Source organism: Chryseobacterium carnipullorum (assembly GCF_003815695.1).
Lineage (GTDB): Bacteria > Bacteroidota > Bacteroidia > Flavobacteriales > Weeksellaceae > Chryseobacterium > Chryseobacterium carnipullorum.
This window is the reverse complement of the sequence record NZ_CP033920.1, coordinates 2,864,044-2,886,036: the sequence shown is the minus strand read 5'-3', so window position 1 is coordinate 2,886,036 and position 21,993 is coordinate 2,864,044. Positions and strand designations below refer to the sequence as shown.

Here is a 21,993-nt window from a genome sequence, read left to right as displayed (position 1 = left end):
CAAATAGTTTTAAAATTTCACGCAGATGATGGAGATGATGCAGATTTTTACCTTTGCTAATCTATTTTTATGCGTACCAGATGCGTGAGCAAAAAATTAAACCATTAAGATTTCTGTTAAGTTTTTAAGAATATCAAGTTTTAGATTCGCTTTAAGACGTACAACTTAAAAAATCATTTGATTTTTTCTTAACTAACCTTACATTCTTCATTGATCTTAATGTTTTAAAAAGCATGAATTAAAATCTGTTCCATCAGCTAAATCTGCGAGAGTAATTATTTTTGTTGGGCCCACAAGTTTTGTAATTGATTCCGGTCACTCCAAAATTTGATCAAACAGTCTTAAACATTTAAAACAAAAAAGCAGGACTTTTTCAAGTCCTGCTTTTATATTGATTATTGTAAGATTATTCCGGTTTAAAAGAATCCTTTAATGTTACTGTACGGTTAAATACCAGTTGAGAATCCGTAGAATCCTGATCTTTTGTAAAGTACCCGATTCTCTGGAACTGAAGTGGCTCTCCTACCTCTACATCTTTTAAGCTTGGCTCAGCAAATCCTTTAATCGTAGTTACGGATTCAGGATTGATGAAGTTAAGGAAATCTACATCTTTCTCGGCATCAGGCTGCTCTACGGTAAAGAGTTTGTCATAAATCCTCACATCTACCGGAATAGCATGGGTAGCAGAAACCCAGTGAAGTGTTCCTTTTACTTTTCTCAAGCTTTCTTCCGTTCCGCTTCCGGACTTGCTCTTTTCATCATAGCTGGCATAGATCGTAGTGATCTCACCGTTTTCATCCTTCTCTACTCTTTCTGCTTTGATAATATACGCAGACTTTAAACGAACTTCTCCGCCTAATTTCAGTCTGAAGAATTTATTATTAGCCTCTTCTTTAAAGTCTTCTCTTTCAATATATAATTCTCTTGAGAAAGGAACTTCTCTTGTCCCTGCATTTTCCTGTTCAGGATTATTTTCAGTTTCAAGCCATTCTTCCTTCCCTTCAGGGTAGTTTTCAATGATTAGTTTTACCGGATCTACCACTGCCATGACACGTTTCGCAACCTTGTTCAGGTCTTCACGCACACAGAAATCAAGCAATTGGATCTCAATAAGGTTTTCTCTTTTGGCTACCCCTACCTTTTCAATGAAGTTTTTGATTGATGTAGGTGTGAAACCTTTTCTTCTCATTCCTGAGATGGTAGGCATTCTTGGATCATCCCAACCCGTCACTGCGTTTTCGGCTACCAGCCTCTGCAATTTTCTTTTGGAAGTGATCATATAAGAAACATTCATTCTTGCGAATTCTCTTTGCTTAGGTGCCACTTTAGATTCGTCATACACCTGCTCCAGATACCAGTTATACAATGGTCTGTGGTTTTCAAATTCCAATGAACAGAGTGAGTGAGACACCTGCTCCAGATAATCTGATTCCCCGTGTGCCCAATCGTACATCGGATAAATTTTCCAGGCTGTTCCTGTTCTGTGGTGAGGTCTCTTAAGGATTCTGTACATGACAGGGTCACGCAAATTCATATTGGGAGACACCATATCGATCTGAGCACGAAGAGACATTGAACCTTCTTCAAATTCTCCGTTTTTCATTCTTTCGAACAGGTCAAGAGACTCTTCTACCGGACGGTTTCTGTACGGTGACTCAATTCCCGGTTCTGCAGGATTCTTTCTCTGCTCGGTGATCACTTCAGATGGCTGCTCATCTACATAAGCTTTTCCATCTTTGATCATCTGTACAGCCCATTCATAAAGTTGCTGGAAGTAGTCAGATGCATACAGCTCTTTATCCCATTTGAAACCTAACCATTCAACGTCTTTCTTGATAGAATCTACGAATTCCTGTTCTTCTTTTTCAGGGTTCGTATCGTCAAAACGAAGGTTTACGGGAGCATTGTATTTTTCGCCAAGACCAAAGTTGATGCAAATGGCTTTTGTATGGCCAATATGCAGGTATCCATTAGGTTCAGGCGGAAAACGGAAACGGATCTGTTCTTTTTTCAGGCCGTTTGCGATATCATCTTCAATAATTTGCTCAATAAAATTGAGTGATTTTTTTTCTTCTTCCATTATTAAATTAGCTTTTATTGTATGCAAAAAAAGTTTGACAAAGTTACGGAAAATTTGGGGCTTACGGAAATGATAATTTAAAAGCTAAACTGATGATAATTCAATATTTTTTACTAATTTAGAGAAAACTAAAAACCGTTTACAAAAATTACTGAGTATGGCTGTTTATATCTTAAGCAATCGTAAAATCGTCCGACATAAGGGCGAAAAAGAAGATTCATTTTCTAATGATGAATACTCTATTCCCAATTTCAGGATTGCAAAATGTGATTTTGACACCTACAAAGAGTCCACTGCTGCAGCCAAAAAGAAGAAAGACTATACCAACCGAAACATTTTAAACTACAAATTATTTTCTGAACCTGAAAAACAAGGCTATCAGGAGGTTCTGGAAGTTCTTCAGAACGAAAAAGGTCTTAAAAAATCTACGCTCACCGCCAGCAATCTCGGTGGAACCCAAAGAATGTTCTATGAACTCTATAAGAATATGTCTTCCACCAAAGACCGGAGCGACGTCCTGATCTTCATTCATGGATATGCCTATGATTTTGATGATGAATTAAAAGCCATCATCGATCTTAAAAAACTATTTATTGATGATCCGGCATCGCCCGTAGAGCATATCTTATTTGTAAGCTGGCCCGCTTCAAGCAGCATTGTGCCACTTACTTATTTCGATGATAAGGCATCGAGTATCAATTCAGGATCATCGCTGATGAGACTCTTTTATTTTTACACCCAGTTTTTAAAAGATATTTTTTCAAACCGTGATCTGGCTCCGTGTAATCAGCGAATACATCTGATGGCCCACTCCATGGGAAACAGAGTACTGCAAAGTATGTTGTACAGTCTAAAAAAAGAAAATATACTGCGCGTTATCGATCAGGTACTTCTTTTAAATGCCGATGTGACTTATAAGGTTTTTGACGATTCTGAGGACTCATTCAATAAGCTTCCCCTGCTGGCCAACCGTGTTTCTATTTATCTAAACAGAAAAGATACTATTCTTGGAATTTCTCAATTTACCAAGAATATTCTGACCCCGCGGTTAGGTAAACATGGCCCAAGTGACATTGATCAATTTAAAGATATTGTTTCTGTGATCGACTGTACTTTCGTAGAAGATGATGTACTGAACAGTTTCAAATATGAAGTGGGAAATCATTGGGGATACCTTTCCAGTTCTAAGGTACAGAATGATATTTATCAAAATTTATATGGTGTAGACCGGAACTTAATAACTGGAAGATCAAAGGATAACGAAAATATTTTCACAATTATTTCTTAACACTCTATTAAAATACTACTATGACATGAATCATATGTTAAACTTTAAACCAATGTTTAAATTGGCATAAAGATTGTAAATTTTCATTAAACAGAGAAATACAAATTTTTTATTATGAAAAGAATTAAAAGCAGGTTTTCTTACATATTAAGTTATATTAAGAAAGCAATTTTCGTAAAAGATGTGATTTAAATTGATAGAATAACCCTTAAAATTGATAGTTTATCCGACCCTAATACTACATTAGCCCAATTTCTAATACCTGATATCTTCCATTATACTTAATGGAGGACTTGATCATTTACTATCTGTATCGTTTTCTGTATAGACAAAAAATATCACATGAATTTCAAATCCCAAGTAAGTGAATTTAGTTAAATTAAGTTAAATTCTTGTACAATAAAAAAAAGAGATTGATATTTACTTACCAAATAAATTAAAATCTTTTATTATGAAAAATCTAACTGACAACATGAGGAAACTCAAAAAGGGAGAATTAAAAACAATTAAAGGAGGAATAGTTCCGCTCGGCTGTAATAGCTGGGATCCCCGAAAAAGATGCTGCAGATCATGGGATTCTGAGCACTCAAGCAATCCAACCTGCGAAGATGCTCCTCCTCCATTTGCTTAATTAGCTATTTTTCTGTTATATTTTAAACCATAGCAACTCATTTTTGAGTTCCAGATCTGATTCAAAATTATTTACAAATAAAGATCCGGTGCCCAAACCTTGTGGCATCGGATTTTTTTTTGTGAAGGTATACTGTGCGATAGCATTCAGACCGATATTACTTTCGAGGGCTGAAGTAATCCACCAACCGATATTCAACTCTTCTGCAAGCGCAATCCATTCGTCTGAACCTGTAAAACCACCAACCAATGCCGGCTTTAGAATTATATATTGAGGCTTAATCGCTTCTAAAAGTTTTTTCTTTTCAATGGGATCTGTAATTCCGATCAGTTCTTCATCTAGAGCAATAGGAGTAGGCGTTTCGGCACACAATGATGCCATATCTTCCCAATGGCCGGCTTTTATGGGCTGTTCAATAGAGTGAATATGAAGATCTGCAAGCTGCTGTAAAACAATTTGCGCTTCTTCTCTATTAAATCCACCATTAGCATCAACCCGAAGTTCCAATTGATCTTTTGAAAATTTTTCTCTTAATTTTTGAAGGATTTTATGCTCAGATTTCCAATCAACTCCAATCTTCAGTTTGATACAGTGAAACCCTTTTTCAAGCTTCTCCCGGATCTGCTCTTCCATATAAGCAATCTCCCCCATCCAGATCAGTCCATTGATCATGATAGCCGATTTTCCTTCTGTAAATTCACTTGGAAAATAAAGATGATCTCCGTGCTTCAGATTCAAAATAGCTTGTTCATATCCAAACCATATGGATGGAAATTCTTTCAGCTCTTCTTTTAAATAATGGTGATCCCGGTTAATATTTTCACAGAGCCATTGTAGCTTTTCTTCATAATCCGGTCTGTCATCAAAACTTAATCCTCTGAAAACGGCACACTCTCCTGTTCCTTTTTTTCCGTTATCTTCAATTTCGAGAATAAAGGTCTCCTTTTCATGCAAAACGCCGCGAGACGTTCCGCTCGGGCGTTTGAATTCTAATAAATACCCAGAATATTTTGCTTTCATTATTTTACACTGTCGATCCGCATAAATTCCTCTGCTTTTTCCACCATCTGAATACTTCCGCAGAAAAATGGAATTCGCTGGTGCAGTTCTGTTGGCTCTACTTCAAGAATTCTCCTGAATCCGTCCGTAGCCTTTCCTCCAGCCTGTTCAGCAAGGAATGCCATAGGATTACATTCATACAATAATCTCAGCTTTCCATTGGGAGACTGGGAGTAAGATGGATAAATATAAATTCCTCCTTTCAGCATATTTCTATGGAAGTCTGCTACTAAAGAACCGATATATCTGGAGGTATAAGGACGGTCGCCTTCTTCCATCTGACAATATTTCAGGTAATTTTTAACGCCTTGCGGGAATTTGATATAGTTTCCTTCATTGATGGAATAAATTTTTCCCATCGCAGGAAATGTCATATTTGGGTGAGAAAGATAATAGGTTCCCAGTGAAGGATCCAAAGTAAATCCGTTCACTCCGTTTCCGGTTGTATAAACAATCATGGTAGAAGAACCGTAGATCACATATCCTGCTGCAATCTGATTGATCCCCTTTTGAAGGAAATCCTCCAACTGAACCGGAGTTCCTGGCTCTGTGACTCTTCTGTAAATAGAGAAAATAGTTCCCACAGACACATTCACGTCAATATTGGAAGAACCGTCTAAAGGATCGATCAGGACGACGTATTTACTTAGATGACCGTTTTCACCACATTTAATGTCAATAAAATCATCATTTTCCTCAGAAGCAATACCACAAACAACCTCTCTTTGAGACAAAGCCGTAATAAAAATTTCATTGGCAATTACATCCAGTTTCTGCTGTTCTTCCCCCTGAATATTCTGGTTTCCGGCAGCTCCTGTTATATCTACAATTCCGGCTTTATTTACTTCTCTGTTTACCACTTTCGAAGCCAATCTTATTGCACTTAGAAGACGAGAAAATTCCCCCGTAGAATATTGAAAATCTTCCTGTTTATCTATAAGAAATTCTCCTAAAGTCTGTAATGGTTGATTTGACATATTTTTCTTTTTACGTTTTCCCCAAATTTCGGAAAATTTATCGGAGAAAGAAAGCTTTTCTTACAAAAGACCTTAACCACTGTCTTCCAAAACGATACAAGGACAATCAAGCTATATACATAAAAATACTCTTCCATTATTAATCCCCATTTGATGACAATAAATCAATGAAATTCTGATAATTTTCATCAAGTCTCAATTTTAATGAAATCTTAATTCCTTCCAACCGTGAGACTCTTTCATATCTCGTTGTAAATTTATAATTTTGACCTCCGTAAAAAACTCATGTAATTTTTAATCTAACAATTTTATTTTAAACAAATTAATGAAAATTTTCAAGTTTGGTGGAGCATCTGTAAAAGATGCGGAGAGTGTAAAAAATGTGTCTATGGTTTTGCAAAGCCAGGGATTTACCAAGTGTTTGCTGGTTATTTCAGCAATGGGTAAGACGACGAATGAATTGGAAAAGGTTGTAGAACTTTATTTCAAGAAGGATAACTATCAAACTGAGATTGAAAAGATAAAACGAAAACACATCGAGATTGCGGAAGGCTTATTTCCTGAAAACCATGCAGTTTTTGCAGAGATTAATGTATTTTTCGATGATATCGATTCTTTTTTAAGAAGAAATAAATCTCCAAATTACAGTTTCGTATATGATCAGGTAGTAAGCTGTGGAGAAATGATCTCTACCAAGATCTTAAGTGAATATCTGAACGAAATCCAGTTTCCGAATCAATGGTTAGATGCCAGAGATTATATTAAAACGGATAATTCTTACAGAGACGGTAACGTAGACTGGGCAAAAACAGAAGAATTTATTTCAACCTTAAATAAAGAAATCTGTTATGTAACACAGGGTTTCATAGGTTCTGATGACAACAATTTTACAGTAACATTAGGAAGAGAAGGCTCTGATTACTCTGCTGCTATTTTTGCCTATTGCCTGAATGCTGATGCCATGACCATCTGGAAAGATGTTCCGGGAGTAATGACGGGAGATCCGAGAAAGTTCAGTGATGTGACTCTTCTTTCTAATATTTCTTATGAAGAAGCGATCGAACTGGCTTATTACGGAGCAAGTGTCATTCACCCGAAAACATTACAGCCGTTACAGCAGAAAGCCATTCCTTTTTATGTAAAATCTTTTGTAGATCCTACCAAAGAAGGAACTAAGGTGGGGGCTTCAGATAAAAACCAACATGAAGAATCTTATATTTTAAAAGAAAACCAGGTTCTTTTACAGATCTCAACCCGGGATTTCTCTTTCATTGCAGAAGATCATATGAGTCTTATATTCGGATACCTTTCGAAATATAAGATCAAGGTATCTCTGATGCAAAATTCTGCTATCTCACTGGCTCTGTGTCTGGAAGATAAATTCAATCAGGTTGACGAGCTTAATGATGAACTTCAAAAAATATTTAAAACCAAAGCGGTTAAAAATGTATCTTTATTCACAGTAAGAAATGCGAAGATGGATCATATTGATAAATTTTACCAGGAAAAAAATGTATTATTGGAACAGATTTCCAAAAATACGGTTCAAATGGTAACACAATAATTTTAACTGCGACTAAACACATATGAGTTTAATTTCGAAAAACGATCTTATCACAGCTTCCGGCTTAAGCAAAATCGGGTTCCTCAAGAACCCGGTTGCATCTGCCGTGATGAGCATTGCCAAAATAAATGAAGTTAATAGATTATACGATAAACTAAAAGACAAGGAAGGCAAAGACTTTTTCGACTCATTTGTAAGAGAAAGAAACTTAAGTTATATCGCTTTTGAAGAAGATCTTGCAAAAATTCCCAAAACAGGACCATTTATCCTTGTTTCCAATCATCCACTGGGTGCTATTGACGGAATTTTAATGTGTAAGATCCTTTCAGAAGTACGTCCGGATTTTAAAGTCATGGGTAATTTCCTTTTGGAAAAGATCAAACCTATGGAGCCGTATGTCATTTCTGTCAATCCTTTCGAAAACAGAAAAGAAGCCCACAGCAGTACTTCCGGAATGCGTGAAACATTGAAACACCTTCAAAACGGAGGTTGTGTAGGTATTTTTCCTGCTGGCGAGGTATCCAATAAAAATAATCCTTACGGTGAAATTCTGGATAAAGAATGGGAAAAGCCAGCGCTTAAGCTGATCAGAATGGCTAAAGTACCGGTGGTTCCTTTATATTTTCACGCTAAAAACAGCCGTATTTTTTATCAGGTCGCTAAACTTCATCCAAGTTTACAAACGCTCATGCTTCCAGCCGAAATGATGAACGACAGGGAAAAACCGATCAGAATCAGGATAGGAAAGCCGATTACTTTAAAGGCTATGGACGAGATGGAAACCATTGAAGAACTTGGTGAATTCCTGAAGCGTAAAGTGTACATGATGAAATCGTATTACGAGAAGAGAAAATCACTTGCGCAAAGCATCAATCTTAAAAATTTAACGGTAAAATTTCCTTTATTAAGAGAAGAAAATATCGTTCAGAATATCATCGATGAAACTCCAAAGGAGGATATCCTTAAAGACATCAACAGGCTGAGAGGTACAGATAAGATGCTGTTCAGTAATGGTAATTATGAGATTTATTTCACTACGTATGAGGAAATCCCTTCCGTAATGAGAGAAATCGGACGCCAGAGAGAACTCACCTTCCGTGCTGTAGGTGAAGGAAGTAATCTCCCGTTCGACCTTGACGAATATGATAAGCATTATCATCATCTTTTCCTTTGGGACAATAGCGCAGAGAAACTTGCCGGAGCCTACAGAATGGCTTTAGGAAAGGACGTTATGAAGAAATACGGCATCAAAGGATTTTATACCAGCTCTTTATTTGAATTTGAGCAGGACATTCATCCATTCTTTAAGAAAGTGATTGAAATGGGCCGTGCTTACATCAGTGAGGAATACCAGCAGAAACCTCTCCCACTCTTCCTTTTATGGAGAGGAATTGTACATGTCTGTTTAAGGAATTCTGATCATAAATTTTTGATGGGTGGCGTAAGTATTTCAAATAAATTTTCGGAATTCTCCAAATCTCTGATGATTGAATTTATGCGTTCGAATTATTTTGATTCAGCTGTAGCTCAATATATCACTCCTAAAAATGAGTATAAGGTAAAACTACGCGACAGGGATAAAAATATCTTTTTTGAAGAAATGGAGTCCGATCTGAATAAACTGGATAAGATTATTGATGATCTTGAACCGGAATTAAGACTGCCTGTTCTTATTAAAAAATATATTAAGCAAAATGCCAAAGTGATTGCTTTTAATGTGGACCCGAACTTCAATGATGCGATCGACGGATTGATGTATATCCGAATCAGTGATCTTCCCGAAAGTACGATAAAGCCTGTATTAGAAGAGATGAGCGATCATATAAGAAAAGAACAGGAAAATAATTCGGCTGAAAATCAGTAAGTTTTATTTTTATTTAAAAAAAGTATGGTTAATACTTGCTTCATATAAGAAAACTTACTACTTTTGCATCACTTTAAAACAACGAAGTAAGTCAAACAAAAATATAATGGTTTCTTAGCTCAGTTGGTAGAGCAATGGATTGAAAATCCATGTGTCCCTGGTTCGATTCCTGGAGAAACCACTTTAAAACCTCTAATTTATTTAGAGGTTTTTTTGTGCTCATAAAACTCACCTTTTTCTGAGTGAAAAGTATTTTCATCTTCATCACAGAGGCTTTTTGGGAAACATAGTTCATGAAAGTTAAATTTCCTGAATTAAAGAGGCGCCCATAAAATTTTTACTTCAAAATATTTTCATCAGTATCTATCTCCTGATATTTTCTATTTTCTATTTTCTATTCTTTATTCTTTATTCTTTATTCTTTAAACTATTTTTATAAATTTAAACACTAAACTAATTCATCAAAACATGAAAAAAATAATTCACTTTTTAACATTTCTTCCAGTTCTGTTTTCTATACAAATATTTTCACAGAGTCATGATAATAATGAACTTCAGAAAATGGCAGATGACGACCAAAATGCAAGAAAGTCTGATCAGATCAACTGGAAAATATTAAGCAGGGAAGACAGTTTAAGACGGGAAAGAATTTTTATTCTCCTGAAAGAAGATAAAATAAAAACAGCAAAGGATCATTTTAACTGCGGAATTGTTTTTCAGCATGGCGGAGACACTATTTCTTCGGGAATGGCCGTAAAAAGCTTTGAAAAAGCGCTAAAAATGGACCCAAGTCTTAACAGATGGTGGTACGCTGCTGCAGTAGACAGAGACCTTATGTACAAGAAGAAGCCACAAATCTACGGAACTCAGTTCATCAGAGACAAAACAACGAACGCCAAATGGGCCAGGTACAAATTAGATTCCTCAAAAATTACTGACGAACAAAGAAAATATTACGGTGTGGAAACACTTAAAGAACAGGAACAGAAAGAAAGAGAAATGAATCAGATTTCATTAAATGATGCTTACAGTTCTGAAAAGTCAATTGACGGGCTTATTAATCTTATTAATACAGAACACAGAAAAGGAGCACTCTCTTCTTACAATACGAGCGAAAATCAGATCAATAGTTTTGGCTACAGACTGGTCAGTGAGAATAAGATCAATGATGCTTTGAAAATATTTAAATTAAACACCCAGCTCTATCCGGACGCATGGAACACTTATGACAGCTATGGTGAAACGCTTTTAAAAAAAGGGCAAAAGAAGGAAGCTTTAGAAAATTATAAAAAATCATTGAAACTGAATCCGGAAAATGAAAATGCAAAAAAAATTTTAACCGAATCCAAATAACTGATGACCAAACTATTGAAAGTCAAAAACGCCCTAACCAAGGCGGATTATTAAAATAAATAGCAAAAAAACTTGCGAGGTATAAGAAAATATTATACTTTTGCCCCACGTTAAACAAACGAACAATTGGTTTCTTAGCTCAGTTGGTAGAGCAATGGATTGAAAATCCATGTGTCCCTGGTTCGATTCCTGGAGAAACCACAAACCGCCTTAATAAAGGCGGTTTTTTTATTTCATATGAACAGTTTTGCAATACTACATCTTAAAATTCGTTAATATAAAGCGTAACCCCACAAATTCGTCGCCTGTTTTTTAGAAAATAACTATCTTCGCCTACAAATCTAATTTGAAAATGAAGAAGATCATCTCCGGGGTATTTGTTTTCTGCTCTGTAGTTATAATGGCTCAGGAAGCTATACAATTTCAGGAATTACCACTCAAAGACGTTATAGCAAAAGCAAAAAAAGAAAAGAAGCTTGTTTTCGTTGATGCTTATACCTCATGGTGTGGACCTTGCAAGATGATGGAAAAAAATGTATTTACAAAGAAATCTGTCGGAGATTACTTCAACGCCAATTTCGTGAATGCAAGATTCGATATGGAAAAAGGGGAAGGACGGGAAATTGCAGCCAAATACGGTGTACGCTCCTATCCTACTTATCTGTTTCTGAACGGTGAAGGTGAACTGGTTTCTCAAAACACAGGATACATGGAAGAAAGCATGTTTGTAACGATGGCTCAGGATATCAATTCGCCGGGTAACAAAAAGGGCTCTCTGAAGGAACGTTTTGCAAAAGGAGATAAAGATCCGGAATTCCTGATCAATATTATGAAACTGAACTCTTCTTCAGATTATGATTTTGCTAAAAAAGCCTCTGAAAGATATTTTGAAAACAAAAAGAAGACGGAAGAAATTTCGAAAGAAGAAATAGGCCTTCTTTTATTCTTTGTAAAGTCTACAGAAGACGTCAATTATAAAACATTCACCTCAAGAAAGGCTGAAATTATCAAATACTTACCGGAAGCCACTTATACCGAATTTGATAACCAGCTCAAACTATCAAAAATAGTGGAACAGTCTATTGATGATAAAAATAAAAGAATCAACGAGGAGTATTTCAGGTCAACGGCAGAACCGTTAGTCGGAAAACAACTTGCCCAATCTAAACTAAACCAAACGAAACTCAGTTACTACGAGCAAAATGCCAATTTCCCCGAATTTGAAAAAGCAGCGCTAGACTATTACAAGAACTCCGATGCATTTGAACCTAATGAGCTACTCAGAGCTGCATGGGTTTTTAGCGATCACATCAAAAATCCTTCTTCATTGAAGAAAGCCGCAGAATGGGCTGAAAAATCTGTGATGCGTGGTGAAACACCGGAAAACACTTATATTCTTGCCAAGCTTTATTTTCTGACCGGAAACAAAGAAATGGCACTAAACTATGCTGAAATGTCTAAAAACATGGCAGTTCAGACAGGAAAAGATGCCCAACTCGCAGAAGAATTACTGAAACAAATAAAATAAATGCTAAAGCACAAATTTCTTACTACCTCTATCACACTCCTTTCTTTAGGAATGTTGACTGCACAAGAACAGGAACCGGAAAAAGGTCTATACATTAAAGGGAATGCACTTCTTGCAACAATTGGTGTTCTTAATGTCGGGTTAGAAAAACAGATCAGCCAAAAGTATACATTACAGGGAGATGTTTTCATTTCTCCTTGGAAATCTTTTGCTGGACATGAATTTCAATATTATTCTCTTTCTCTTGAAGGGCGATACTATTTCAATGAAGCATTCAGCCGCTGGTATATAGGAGCAAATATTGCAGCTTCGGCGTTTGTACTTCAAAAGTGGAACTATTGGAATGATACCCTGTATGTAAATGATAGAGATGAAGTATTCGTCTCGTCTAACTTATACCAAAAAGGTGTTTCATTTATATTAGGTGTTACAGGCGGATATCAATTTAAGGTATCAGACCGCTGGAATATTGATATATATGCAACAGTGGGTACATCCCAAGATTTCTACAAAGGATATGATCGTGTTACTGGACAGCGTTACGAGTTAGCACAGAAATATAACAAAAGTGGAGAAATTCTTCCTTACAGAGGAGGTATCATGATCTCTTATAAACTAAAATAGCAGCATGAAACTGTTTGGAAAAAATCATATTATCATCTCAGTGATTACTTTTGTGATCCTTTTTTTAATGAATTACATAGGAAATGACCTTCCCGACAAAACGGAGAGAGCATTAATGACTGCTTTTGCCGGAGTAATCGGATTATCACTGGGACTTTTCATTCTTAATAAAGGAAAAAACGACAAGAATCCTCCACAGAATTTTGATTGATAAAAAGTGAATTGTGAGTTTGACTTCGCCAGTGAATTTTATAACAGACGAATTCACTCATCATTGAATGGCGAAGCTAGATTGAGCATTGACGTAAAAAATCAATTTTCGTACATAATATATTTGCTGCGGATCTTCTCAAATTTCTCCAGATCCCCTTTCCAGGAATCTTTGATTTCCTGAGCTGATTTTCCGGCGATGATTTGTTTTCTGAATTCATCAGTTCCCGCCAGCTTATCAAAAAATAAATTATCAAGGAAGAAGCTTTGTTGTGGGTTTTTGTAGCTTTTATATGACTTGATCAGCCATTCAAGATTAAGTTCTTTTAAATTTTTTGAATATGATGAAAGGTCTTCACCGTAACACAATTTCCCGTTTAAGAAAGGATCTTTAGCTCCAAAATTGGGTTTAGGTGTAAATTGATAAGGTAATTCCTGCGTCCATGGAGATCCGTAAATCTGAAACGGCAAACTTGTTCCTCTCCCTACAGAAACCTGAGTTCCTTCAAAAAAGCACAAGCTTGGATATAAATTGATTGATTGATCATTGGGCAGATTTGGGGAAGGTTTGTCTAAAATCGGATAACGCTGTTTTTTGTGGTAATTTTTCATTGGAATCAGCGTATATTTTGCCTGAACTCCATTTTTTAGCCATTTTTCACCATTAACCATTTTACCATACTCACCTATCGTTAATCCGTAAACCACAGGAACTTCATGCATTCCTACAAAACTTGACCACTTTTTGTTTAAAACAGGTCCGTCTGTATATCCGTCATGAGGATTAGGACGGTCCAGCACCATGATCTCTACATTATTTTCCGCTCCGGCTTCCATTAAATATGCTAAAGTTGAAATATAAGTATAGAACCGCACCCCAACATCCTGAATATCAAAAACAACAATATCAATTCCTTTTAACTGTTCCGGTTTTGGTTTTTTATTGTTTCCGTATAAAGAAATAATTGGGATTCCAGTTTTGGTATCTACTCCATTTTTCACTTTTTCTCCGGCATCTGCATCTCCTCTGAAGCCGTGTTCAGGTGCGAAAATCGTTTTTATCTTGATATTATTTTTAACTAAAAAATCGACCACATACGTTTTATCGCTCATCAGCCCGGTCTGGTTCGTTACCACACCGATTGTTTTATTTTTTAACAGGGGCAAATAAAGTTCCGATTGGTCTGCACCGGTCTTGAAATCAGGTTGAACAAGGCCCTGAGAATAATATTGATTGAATACACCTAAAAAAATTAGGCAAATAAGAAGTAAATTTTTAATTTTGAAATCTAAATTCATAAGCTTGAAATTTCCTTTATATTTCTCTAGAAAAATAGCGTTTTCCAAAGATAACAAAAATAACCTTTCAAGAGTTATCATCTTCATCGGCAGGCTTTCTGTTGCTTTGGGGATCATTGTTTCTTTGATTACTGTATCTACGGGCTTCGGTTCAAAGAAAGCCATCAAAGAGAGACTGGCAGATTTCAGCGGACACATTACCGTACGGTCTACAAGGTCCAATTCCTCATACAATACTTCTGTCCTTGACAATCAGGGATTGAATATTCAGAAGATTAAAGAACTTCCTGATGTGGAAAGTGTTCAGAAATACGCTACGGTAACAGGAATTATGCGTAATGAACACAATTTTTCAGGGATTATATTTAAAGGAATCGGAAAGGATTTTGACAGTTTGAGATTCAAAAAATTTCTTGTAGCCGGAACGACTCCAAAAGTTACAGAGAAAGGCTTTAACAATGATGTGACAATCTCACAGAAGATCGCTAATGATCTCCATCTTAAAGTGAATGACAGCATTGTTACCGTATTTTCAAAAGCAGATCAGAAACCGATATACCGTAAATTCAGAATTATAGGAATTTATAAGACGGATATTAAAATGATTGATGAACAATTCGTGATCGGCGGCATCAATCATGTAAGAAAAATTCAGGAAATGAAACCTGATGAAATAGGCGGTATTGATATTTTTCTGAAAAACGTGAATGACATCGACAAAGATTTTCCGGAAATTGAGAAACTGATCGGTTACAAGAATTATGCTGAAAAAGCCACGGAAAAGTTCCCGCAGATCAATGACTGGATCAGTATTTTTGATACCAATATCGCATTGATTATCATTATTATGCTGGTTGTTGTAGTCATCAATATTATTATGGTGCTTCTTATCCTGATCATCGAAAGAACCAATTCTATCGGCCTTTTAAAAACGCTGGGAGCAAGCAATTCACAGATAAGGGCTACTTTCATCAATTATACCCTGATCATCATGATTCCGGGACTTTTGTATGGAAATGCAATTGGTCTGGGTCTGATTTTGCTTCAGAAATTTTTTGGCATTATTAAACTTAATCCAGAAAACTATTATGTAAGCACAGTTCCTGTAGATCTAAATCCGATTGCCATCATCTCTATTTCAGTAGGAATTCTTATTATTTCAGGATTGGCTCTGATTATTCCTAGCTACCTGATCAGCAAGATATCTCCGGTGAAAGCGATTAAGTATAACTAGAAGAAATGTGAAGGGTCAATTGTCAATGACATAAACAGTGATCAATTCTATTTTAGTTTAAAAAATTCATTATTCACTTTGAAAAATCAATAACGAACCGCAGACAATAAATCCATTTCTACGTCTGTAATTAAAAATTCATCAGTGCCCATTCACCATTCGCATTTATAAATCATAATCTTTAAATTACGTCGCTAATTTTTAAAGCATTATCTTTGCACCGCTTATAAACCATTTATGAAATACGCAAAAAATATTCTTGAAACGATAGGGAATACGCCTCTTGTAAAGCTTAATAAAGTATTAGGAGAAGACTTTCCTGCCTTAGTTTTAGCAAAAGTAGAGACATTCAATCCGGGAAATTCTGTAAAAGACAGAATGGCTCTTAAAATGATAGAAGATGCCGAAAAAGACGGCAGATTAAAACCTGGAGGGACCATTATTGAAGGAACTTCGGGAAATACAGGAATGGGGCTGGCTCTTGCTGCCATCATCAAAGGATACAAATGTATTTTTGTAACCAATTCCAAACAATCTAAAGAGAAATGTGATATCCTTCGTGCTGTGGGAGCAGAAGTTATTGTATGCCCTACCGATGTGAAGCCTACAGATCCGCGTTCTTATTATTCAGTTTCCAAGAGACTGGCTAAGGAAACAGAAAACGGATGGTACGTAAACCAATATGACAACCTATCCAACAGAACGGCTCATTACGAGTCTACCGCTCCTGAAATCTGGGAACAGACAGGCGGAAAGCTGACGCATTTTGTGGCTGGTGCAGGAACAGGAGGCACCGTTACAGGTTGTGGAACATTCTTCAAGGAAAAAAATCCGGATATCAAAGTAATCGGTGTGGATACGTACGGTTCTATTTTGAAGGAATTCCACGAGACAGGAGAACTTCATTACGATCATGCCTATACTTACATTACGGAGGGAATCGGGGAAGACATTATTCCTGAGAACTATGATATGTCAGTAATCGATCATTTTGAAAAGGTGACTGATAAAGATGGTGCTGTTTACGCAAGAAAACTGGCTAAAGAAGAAGGAATTTTCTGTGGATACTCTGCAGGAAGTGCTATTGCTTCTCTGATCCAAATGAAAGACCAGTTCACAAAAGATGATGTGATTGTGGTTCTTCTTCACGACCATGGTTCAAGATATGTAGGAAAAATCTACAATGACGAGTGGATGAAAGAAATGGGTTGGTTAGATTAATCAAACATAGAAGGTCAAAAGCCTTTTTACATAAATAAAAAATCAGAGCGTTGCTCTGATTTTTTATTGCTTGATATTTTTCTTTACTGCTTGCTTCAGAATTTCGTAATCTGCTTTACTCATTGATTTTTTGGGGAACATATAATTGAATTTCCCTTCTAAAGAAATAAATTCATCATTGACCTCAAAGTCCTTAAAATCTTCCCACTTACTCAGCTCTTCCTGATGATTAAGATTAACATTAAAAATTTCACTGTTAAATCTGATCTCATAGATCTCAGCATCTTCCAGTGACTTTAAATACCTGTTCACCTCTTTTTTCCATCGCGAAACCTTGTTGATGCTTAAAGAAAGATACACGGTACAAAGCAAAAACAGAAAGCTGACGAAATATAGAATTCCAAACTTTTCTTTGCTTAAATCATCTTTGAAAAAGAATAAAATCAACAGAATTAATCCTACAACGGCAGTAGTAACGGTTTTGCCTTTGGTCGTCTGTGAAAAAAAAAGGCTTCCCTGATTACCACTGAAATAAATTTCTTCAAAATCTTTTCTGCTTACATTTAATTTGATGACTTTATCTCCATTCATTTTTTAGAATTATTTAGTTTGTTTTTAAAGGTTACAAAACTAAATCAAATATCTTCATATTGATCACTTATTGCAGAAAGTTTATTCATCAGATCACGATTTCTTTGCTTTAAATCTTCCATTTTTCTGAGCATATTACTGATCACTTCTAAACCGGGAAGATTGATTTCCAGATCGTAATGCCAATTGGTGAATCTTTCAAAAACAGGCAGATCTTCGTACAATAAATAATGAATTTCATTCTCAGTTTCCACATTCAGTAAACCTCCATCTACCAGTTCATCAAAAAAAGTAATCTCTATATTGTAAATTTTTACGAGTTCTTCTCGCGATATTCTTTCACTCATGGCTTAGGAATTTTTAAGTTGTTCAAAAAGTTCTTTCTGCTTGTCTGTAAGATCTGTAGGTAATTTCACTTCATAAGTCACAAAAAGATCCCCGGACTGTCCTTCTTTTTTATACACCGGAAAGCCTTTTCCCTTTAGTCTGACTGTTGTTCCGTTCTGGGTTTCTGGTTTTACTTTAAGATTCACACTTCCATCAAGTGTATTTACTTTTACATCTCCCCCTAAAAGAGCCGTATAGAGGTCAATTGAAACTTTGGTTTTAAGATCATCACCTATTCTTTCAAAATCGGGATCAACCGGAATATTGAATGTGATGTACAGATCTCCGTTTGGTCCACCGTTAAAACCAGGACTTCCGTGTCCTTTCAGTTTGATCTGCTGCCCGTCATATACCCCTGCAGGAATAGTAATTCTCACTTTCTTACCATTGATTTCAAAAGTCTGCGGATGGGTTTGTGCAGCATCCTTTAAGTTTAAATTCAATTCCGCATGGACATCCTGGCCTTTGAACTTTCCTGAAGAACTTCCTCGTGAATTTTTACTAAAACCTCCACTTCCTCCTGCACCACCAAACATACTTTGAAAAAAATCAGAAAAATCTTCCCCTTCCCCGAAGTCTGCACCGGAAAACCCACCACCACCGTAATTCTGTTGCTGGTATTGCCTTTGTTGCTGTTGGGCTTTTTCGTATTCTTCACCATGTTTCCAGTTTTCTCCGTATTTGTCATACTTCGCCCGGTTTTCAGGATTACTGAGCACTTCATTGGCTTCATTCAGCTCTTTGAATTTTCTCTCTGCTTCTTTGTCGTCGGGATTGAGATCAGGATGCAGTTTTCTGGCCTGTTTTCGGTAGGCTTTTTTGATGTCATCCTGTTTTGCGCTTTTATCTACGCCTAAAATTTTATAGTAATCTATATAAGCCATAGAATCGATATTTACTCAAATTTATGAAATTTGCGCCTGAAATTTATATAAGAGAATGTTAAAAATAAGCCTATCTTTGATAAAAAGCGTTGAATGAAAGAGGTACTGAAAAACTACTCAGGAATTATACTTTTGCTCTTAGGAATTGCTATAGGAAGCATTATAGGAGTAACTGCTCCCGGTATTGTAGACTATATTAAACCTTTGGGAGATATCTTCCTGAATCTTCTTTTTGTAAGTGTAGTACCATTGGTATTCTTTGCTGTATCCAATTCTATTGCTTCCCTGGAACAAGGGTCTAAATTTGGGAAAATCATTTTAGTGATGTCCTTTACTTTTCTGTTTTTCATTTTAACGGCAGCCGTTTTTACGATTTGTGCGGTGTATGTATTTCCCGTTTCAGGAGTTTCAGGCAGTTCTGAAATGATAACTGAAGCGGCCAGTGAAGATAGCTGGGGAAACAGGATTGTCAGTTTCTTTACGGTTGGAGAATTTACTCAACTTTTTTCAAGACAGAATATGCTAGCTCTTCTTATTTTCGCTTTTATGACTGGATTTGCAGCTCGTAAAGCCGGAGATAAAGGACAGCCATTCAGGGTTTTTATTGCTTCAGGATATGAGGTGATGAAGGAACTTCTTTTACTGATCATGAAACTGGCACCTATTGGTCTTGGGGCTTATTTTGCCTATCAGGTCGCTACGCTGGGACCTCAGCTTTTTGGTTTCTATGCAAAACCATTGGGGCTTTATTACGTTGCTGGAATTGTATATTTCTTTGTCTTCTTTTCGTTATACGCTTTTATGGCAGACGGGCAAAATGGGATCAGAAGTTTCTGGAAAAATGCGGTCTATCCTACCCTAACCGCCCTAAGTACCTGCAGCAGCTTTGCTACCATGCCAGCTAATCTTCAGGCAGCCTCGAAGATCGGTATTCCCAATTCCATTGCCAACCTGGTTATTCCAATTGGAACAACATTGCATAAAAACGGATCTTCCATGTCTTCCATCATCAAAATATATGTGGCTTTTCTGATCATTGGAAAAGATTTCTTTGATCCTGCCAATTTACTGCTGGCTTTAGGAATCACAGTTTTTGTAAGTATTGTTGCGGGTGGGATTCCAAACGGTGGATATATTGGTGAAATGCTTATGATTTCGGTCTATAAATTACCTCAGGAAGCTATCCCCGCAGTGATGATTATCGGGACACTGGTGGATCCTTTAGCTACAGTTCTGAATGCTGTGGGAGATATTGTCGCAGCCATGTTTGTGAACCGGTTTGTGAAAGTATAGAGAGAGGGAGAGAAAAGAATGAAGAACAGGAAACAATACCTATATATCTGAAATTAGATTTAAATTTATAGATACATATGCCTGATCTATTCAATTTTTGAAAGTTTGAGGTATCATTATTTTTCTCATTGAGTAATCAATTGAAAATGTTTTCGATAACAGATTGTTATAAAGTTCCGTTGATGATCAATATTTTTACTCACTCCGTTTTACGGGTTCAAGGTTTTCATATTCTTCTTTAGTGAAGAGTCTGTATTGAACCTTGAATGTTTTACCTAACGGAGTTTCCAATGAAAATCCGCCCGGACCGAAACCATCTGTAACATCCAAAGTAAAATGGGAATATTTCCAGTATTCGAATAAATCACGGTCTATCCAGAATTCATGACCATTAATCGTTCCTATCATGGCGTCATTCATTCTTGGAAAGAATCCTCCTTTCTCAAAACATTGCGGCTGGGTACCTTCACAGCATCCTCCTGCCTGGTAAAACATCAGGGCACCATATTGATCTTCCAGCTGATAAATAACGTCAAGTGCTTTTTCTGTAGCGGATAATCTTGATATCGTAGTTTCCATTTTTTTCTTTTTATATTTAAAACTTAGACGGGCCAAGTTTGTTTCTTTTAAGGTACGAAGATTTAATTAAAACCATAAGAAATTATTTTATTTGCTTCTTTGAATAAAAAGCCCGGCAAAATAATTCTACCGGGATTTTTAACTCATCATGCTTACATGGAGCCGGCAATATCGAGTACGATTCTGCCATCTATCTGCCCTTTCTTCATTTTATCAAAAACATCATTGATATCTTCCAGTTTTGCAGAGGTCACCGTTGCTTTCACAAGGCCTTCATTGGCGAAATCCAGTGCTTCCTGAAGATCTTTCCTTGTACCGACAATAGACCCTCTCACGGTTATTCTCTTTAATACAGTTTCAAAAATCGGGAGTTCAAAAGAGCCTGGTGGAAGACCATTCAATGCGATCGTTCCTTTTCTTCTCAGAACATCAATTCCCTGTTTGAAGGCAATCGGGGATACTGCTGTAATGAGCGCGCCATGCATACCACCAACTTCTTTATGCAGATATTGTCCCGGATCGGTAGTTTTTGCATTCACAACCAGATCGGCTCCCAGTTTTTTTGCTAATTCCAGTTTGTCATCTGATACATCAATGGCTGCTACATGCATTCCCATTGCTTTTGCATATTGTACCGCTACATGCCCCAATCCGCCTATTCCTGAAATAGCTACCCATTCTCCTGGTTTCGTTTCTGTTTCTTTCAATCCTTTATACACTGTCACTCCTGCACACAAAATAGGGGCAATTTCTAAAAAGTTGACATCCGATTTTAAATGTCCTACATATCTTGAATCTGCAATCACATATTCCGCAAAAGCCCCATCTACACTATAACCTCCATTTTTCTGAGCTTCACACAGTGTTTCCCATCCTGTAATGCAATAATCACAGCACCCGCAGGCACTATACAACCATGGAACTCCCACTGCATCGCCTTCTTTTACATATGCTTCAGGTCCGCAGGCTACTACGATTCCTACTCCTTCATGTCCGGGAATTAAAGGCATTTTTGGTTTTGCCGGCCAATCGCCATCGATCGCATGTAAGTCTGTGTGGCAAACTCCACAGGCGATTACTTTTACCAGCACTTCATATCTTCCGGGCTCTCTTACCGGAACTTCTTCTATTTTTAGCGGTTGCCCGTAGCCCTGAACTACTGCGGCTTTCATTGTTTTTGGAATCATATTATTTGAGTTTAGTTTTTGGTTGATATTGGTTGTTAAAAGTGAGTTGTCAATTGTGAATCTTAATCGTTGGTCATTCACTATTGAATTGCGGAGCAAAATTGACTTTTCACATTGAAAATTGTTTCCTTAACGATAAT

The 21,993-nt window shown here is 36.6% G+C and carries 20 protein-coding genes and 2 tRNA genes; 13 read left to right on the top strand and 9 right to left on the bottom strand.

What is annotated here, in order from left to right:
- Nucleotides 1–406: 406 nt before the first annotated feature.
- Nucleotides 407–2,080: a glutamine--tRNA ligase/YqeY domain fusion protein gene (locus tag EG346_RS13195; protein WP_123879143.1), complete on the bottom strand. Its 1,674-nt coding sequence runs from the start codon at nucleotides 2,078–2,080 to the stop codon at nucleotides 407–409.
- 157 nt (nucleotides 2,081–2,237) lie between these two features.
- Between EG346_RS13195 and EG346_RS13190 the strand changes: the two genes are divergently transcribed.
- Nucleotides 2,238–3,368, top strand: a complete 1,131-nt coding sequence (locus EG346_RS13190; protein WP_123879141.1) for an alpha/beta hydrolase — start codon at nucleotides 2,238–2,240, stop codon at nucleotides 3,366–3,368.
- Between the two features lie 451 nt (nucleotides 3,369–3,819).
- A complete protein-coding gene (locus tag EG346_RS13185) occupies nucleotides 3,820–3,999 on the top strand; it encodes a hypothetical protein (protein ID WP_123879139.1) in 180 nt (59 codons plus the stop codon).
- A gap of 15 nt (nucleotides 4,000–4,014) precedes the next feature.
- Here EG346_RS13185 and menC read toward each other — a convergent pair whose 3' ends face one another.
- Nucleotides 4,015–5,019, bottom strand: a complete 1,005-nt coding sequence (menC, locus tag EG346_RS13180) for an o-succinylbenzoate synthase (protein ID WP_123879137.1) — start codon at nucleotides 5,017–5,019, stop codon at nucleotides 4,015–4,017.
- Nucleotides 5,019–6,035, bottom strand: a complete 1,017-nt coding sequence (gene fbp / locus EG346_RS13175) for a class 1 fructose-bisphosphatase (protein WP_073333140.1) — start codon at nucleotides 6,033–6,035, stop codon at nucleotides 5,019–5,021. Before fbp ends, menC begins: the two co-directional genes overlap by 1 nt.
- A 325-nt stretch (nucleotides 6,036–6,360) precedes the next feature.
- Here fbp and EG346_RS13170 point away from each other — a divergent pair, with 325 nt between their 5' ends.
- The 8 genes from EG346_RS13170 (at nucleotide 6,361) to EG346_RS13135 (ending at nucleotide 13,179) form a co-directional block, all read left to right on the top strand.
- A complete protein-coding gene (locus EG346_RS13170) occupies nucleotides 6,361–7,599 on the top strand; it encodes an aspartate kinase (RefSeq protein ID WP_123879135.1) in 1,239 nt (412 codons plus the stop codon).
- A 22-nt stretch (nucleotides 7,600–7,621) separates the two neighbouring features.
- Nucleotides 7,622–9,463 (top strand): bifunctional lysophospholipid acyltransferase family protein/GNAT family N-acetyltransferase, encoded by a 1,842-nt coding sequence (locus tag EG346_RS13165; protein ID WP_073333145.1) that lies wholly within the window; start codon nucleotides 7,622–7,624, stop codon nucleotides 9,461–9,463.
- A 108-nt stretch (nucleotides 9,464–9,571) separates the two neighbouring features.
- Nucleotides 9,572–9,644 (top strand) — tRNA-Phe (locus EG346_RS13160).
- 287 nt (nucleotides 9,645–9,931) lie between these two features.
- Complete coding sequence (locus EG346_RS13155; protein ID WP_123879132.1) at nucleotides 9,932–10,816, top strand: tetratricopeptide repeat protein; 885 nt, start codon at nucleotides 9,932–9,934, stop codon at nucleotides 10,814–10,816.
- A gap of 128 nt (nucleotides 10,817–10,944) precedes the next feature.
- Nucleotides 10,945–11,017: transfer RNA gene (locus tag EG346_RS13150), tRNA-Phe, on the top strand.
- A 151-nt stretch (nucleotides 11,018–11,168) separates the two neighbouring features.
- Entirely contained in the window at nucleotides 11,169–12,344 is a 1,176-nt protein-coding gene (locus EG346_RS13145) for a thioredoxin family protein (protein WP_123879130.1), read from the top strand.
- A complete protein-coding gene (locus EG346_RS13140; RefSeq protein WP_073333153.1) occupies nucleotides 12,345–12,968 on the top strand; it encodes a DUF3575 domain-containing protein in 624 nt (207 codons plus the stop codon).
- A 4-nt stretch (nucleotides 12,969–12,972) separates the two neighbouring features.
- Nucleotides 12,973–13,179 carry a hypothetical protein gene (locus EG346_RS13135; protein WP_073333156.1) on the top strand — a complete coding sequence of 69 codons (207 nt, stop codon included), beginning with the start codon at nucleotides 12,973–12,975 and terminating at the stop codon, nucleotides 13,177–13,179.
- 101 nt (nucleotides 13,180–13,280) lie between these two features.
- Here EG346_RS13135 and EG346_RS13130 read toward each other — a convergent pair whose 3' ends face one another.
- Nucleotides 13,281–14,477, bottom strand: a complete 1,197-nt coding sequence (locus tag EG346_RS13130; protein WP_123879128.1) for an exo-beta-N-acetylmuramidase NamZ family protein — start codon at nucleotides 14,475–14,477, stop codon at nucleotides 13,281–13,283.
- 4 nt (nucleotides 14,478–14,481) lie between these two features.
- On the opposite strand from EG346_RS13130, the gene EG346_RS13125 reads away from it, so the two are divergent.
- Both EG346_RS13125 and EG346_RS13120 read left to right on the top strand, forming a co-directional pair.
- On the top strand, nucleotides 14,482–15,711 hold the full coding sequence (locus tag EG346_RS13125) for an ABC transporter permease (protein WP_073333158.1): 1,230 nt from the start codon (nucleotides 14,482–14,484) through the stop codon (nucleotides 15,709–15,711).
- A 237-nt stretch (nucleotides 15,712–15,948) separates the two neighbouring features.
- Nucleotides 15,949–16,932, top strand: a complete 984-nt coding sequence (locus EG346_RS13120; protein ID WP_123879126.1) for a PLP-dependent cysteine synthase family protein — start codon at nucleotides 15,949–15,951, stop codon at nucleotides 16,930–16,932.
- Nucleotides 16,933–16,995: 63 nt separating this feature from the next.
- On the opposite strand, the gene EG346_RS13115 is transcribed toward EG346_RS13120, so the two are convergent.
- From EG346_RS13115 to EG346_RS13105, 3 genes are read right to left on the bottom strand one after another with little or no spacing between them, the layout of a single operon-like run.
- Nucleotides 16,996–17,523 (bottom strand): hypothetical protein, encoded by a 528-nt coding sequence (locus EG346_RS13115; RefSeq protein ID WP_123879124.1) that lies wholly within the window; start codon nucleotides 17,521–17,523, stop codon nucleotides 16,996–16,998.
- Between the two features lie 44 nt (nucleotides 17,524–17,567).
- Nucleotides 17,568–17,870 carry a chaperone modulator CbpM gene (locus tag EG346_RS13110; protein WP_123879123.1) on the bottom strand — a complete coding sequence of 101 codons (303 nt, stop codon included), beginning with the start codon at nucleotides 17,868–17,870 and terminating at the stop codon, nucleotides 17,568–17,570.
- Between the two features lie 3 nt (nucleotides 17,871–17,873).
- Nucleotides 17,874–18,794, bottom strand: coding sequence for a DnaJ C-terminal domain-containing protein (locus EG346_RS13105; RefSeq protein WP_073333170.1), 921 nt, complete (start codon nucleotides 18,792–18,794; stop codon nucleotides 17,874–17,876).
- 93 nt (nucleotides 18,795–18,887) lie between these two features.
- Between EG346_RS13105 and EG346_RS13100 the strand changes: the two genes are divergently transcribed.
- Complete coding sequence (locus EG346_RS13100; RefSeq protein ID WP_123879121.1) at nucleotides 18,888–20,087, top strand: dicarboxylate/amino acid:cation symporter; 1,200 nt, start codon at nucleotides 18,888–18,890, stop codon at nucleotides 20,085–20,087.
- Nucleotides 20,088–20,282: 195 nt separating this feature from the next.
- On the opposite strand, the gene EG346_RS13095 is transcribed toward EG346_RS13100, so the two are convergent.
- Both EG346_RS13095 and adhP read right to left on the bottom strand, forming a co-directional pair.
- The gene (locus EG346_RS13095; protein ID WP_073333175.1) at nucleotides 20,283–20,666 is read right to left on the bottom strand and encodes a DUF779 domain-containing protein; all 384 of its coding nucleotides are present in this window, start codon (nucleotides 20,664–20,666) and stop codon (nucleotides 20,283–20,285) included.
- Between the two features lie 152 nt (nucleotides 20,667–20,818).
- On the bottom strand, nucleotides 20,819–21,853 hold the full coding sequence (gene adhP / locus EG346_RS13090; RefSeq protein ID WP_123879119.1) for an alcohol dehydrogenase AdhP: 1,035 nt from the start codon (nucleotides 21,851–21,853) through the stop codon (nucleotides 20,819–20,821).
- Nucleotides 21,854–21,993 lie beyond the last annotated feature (140 nt).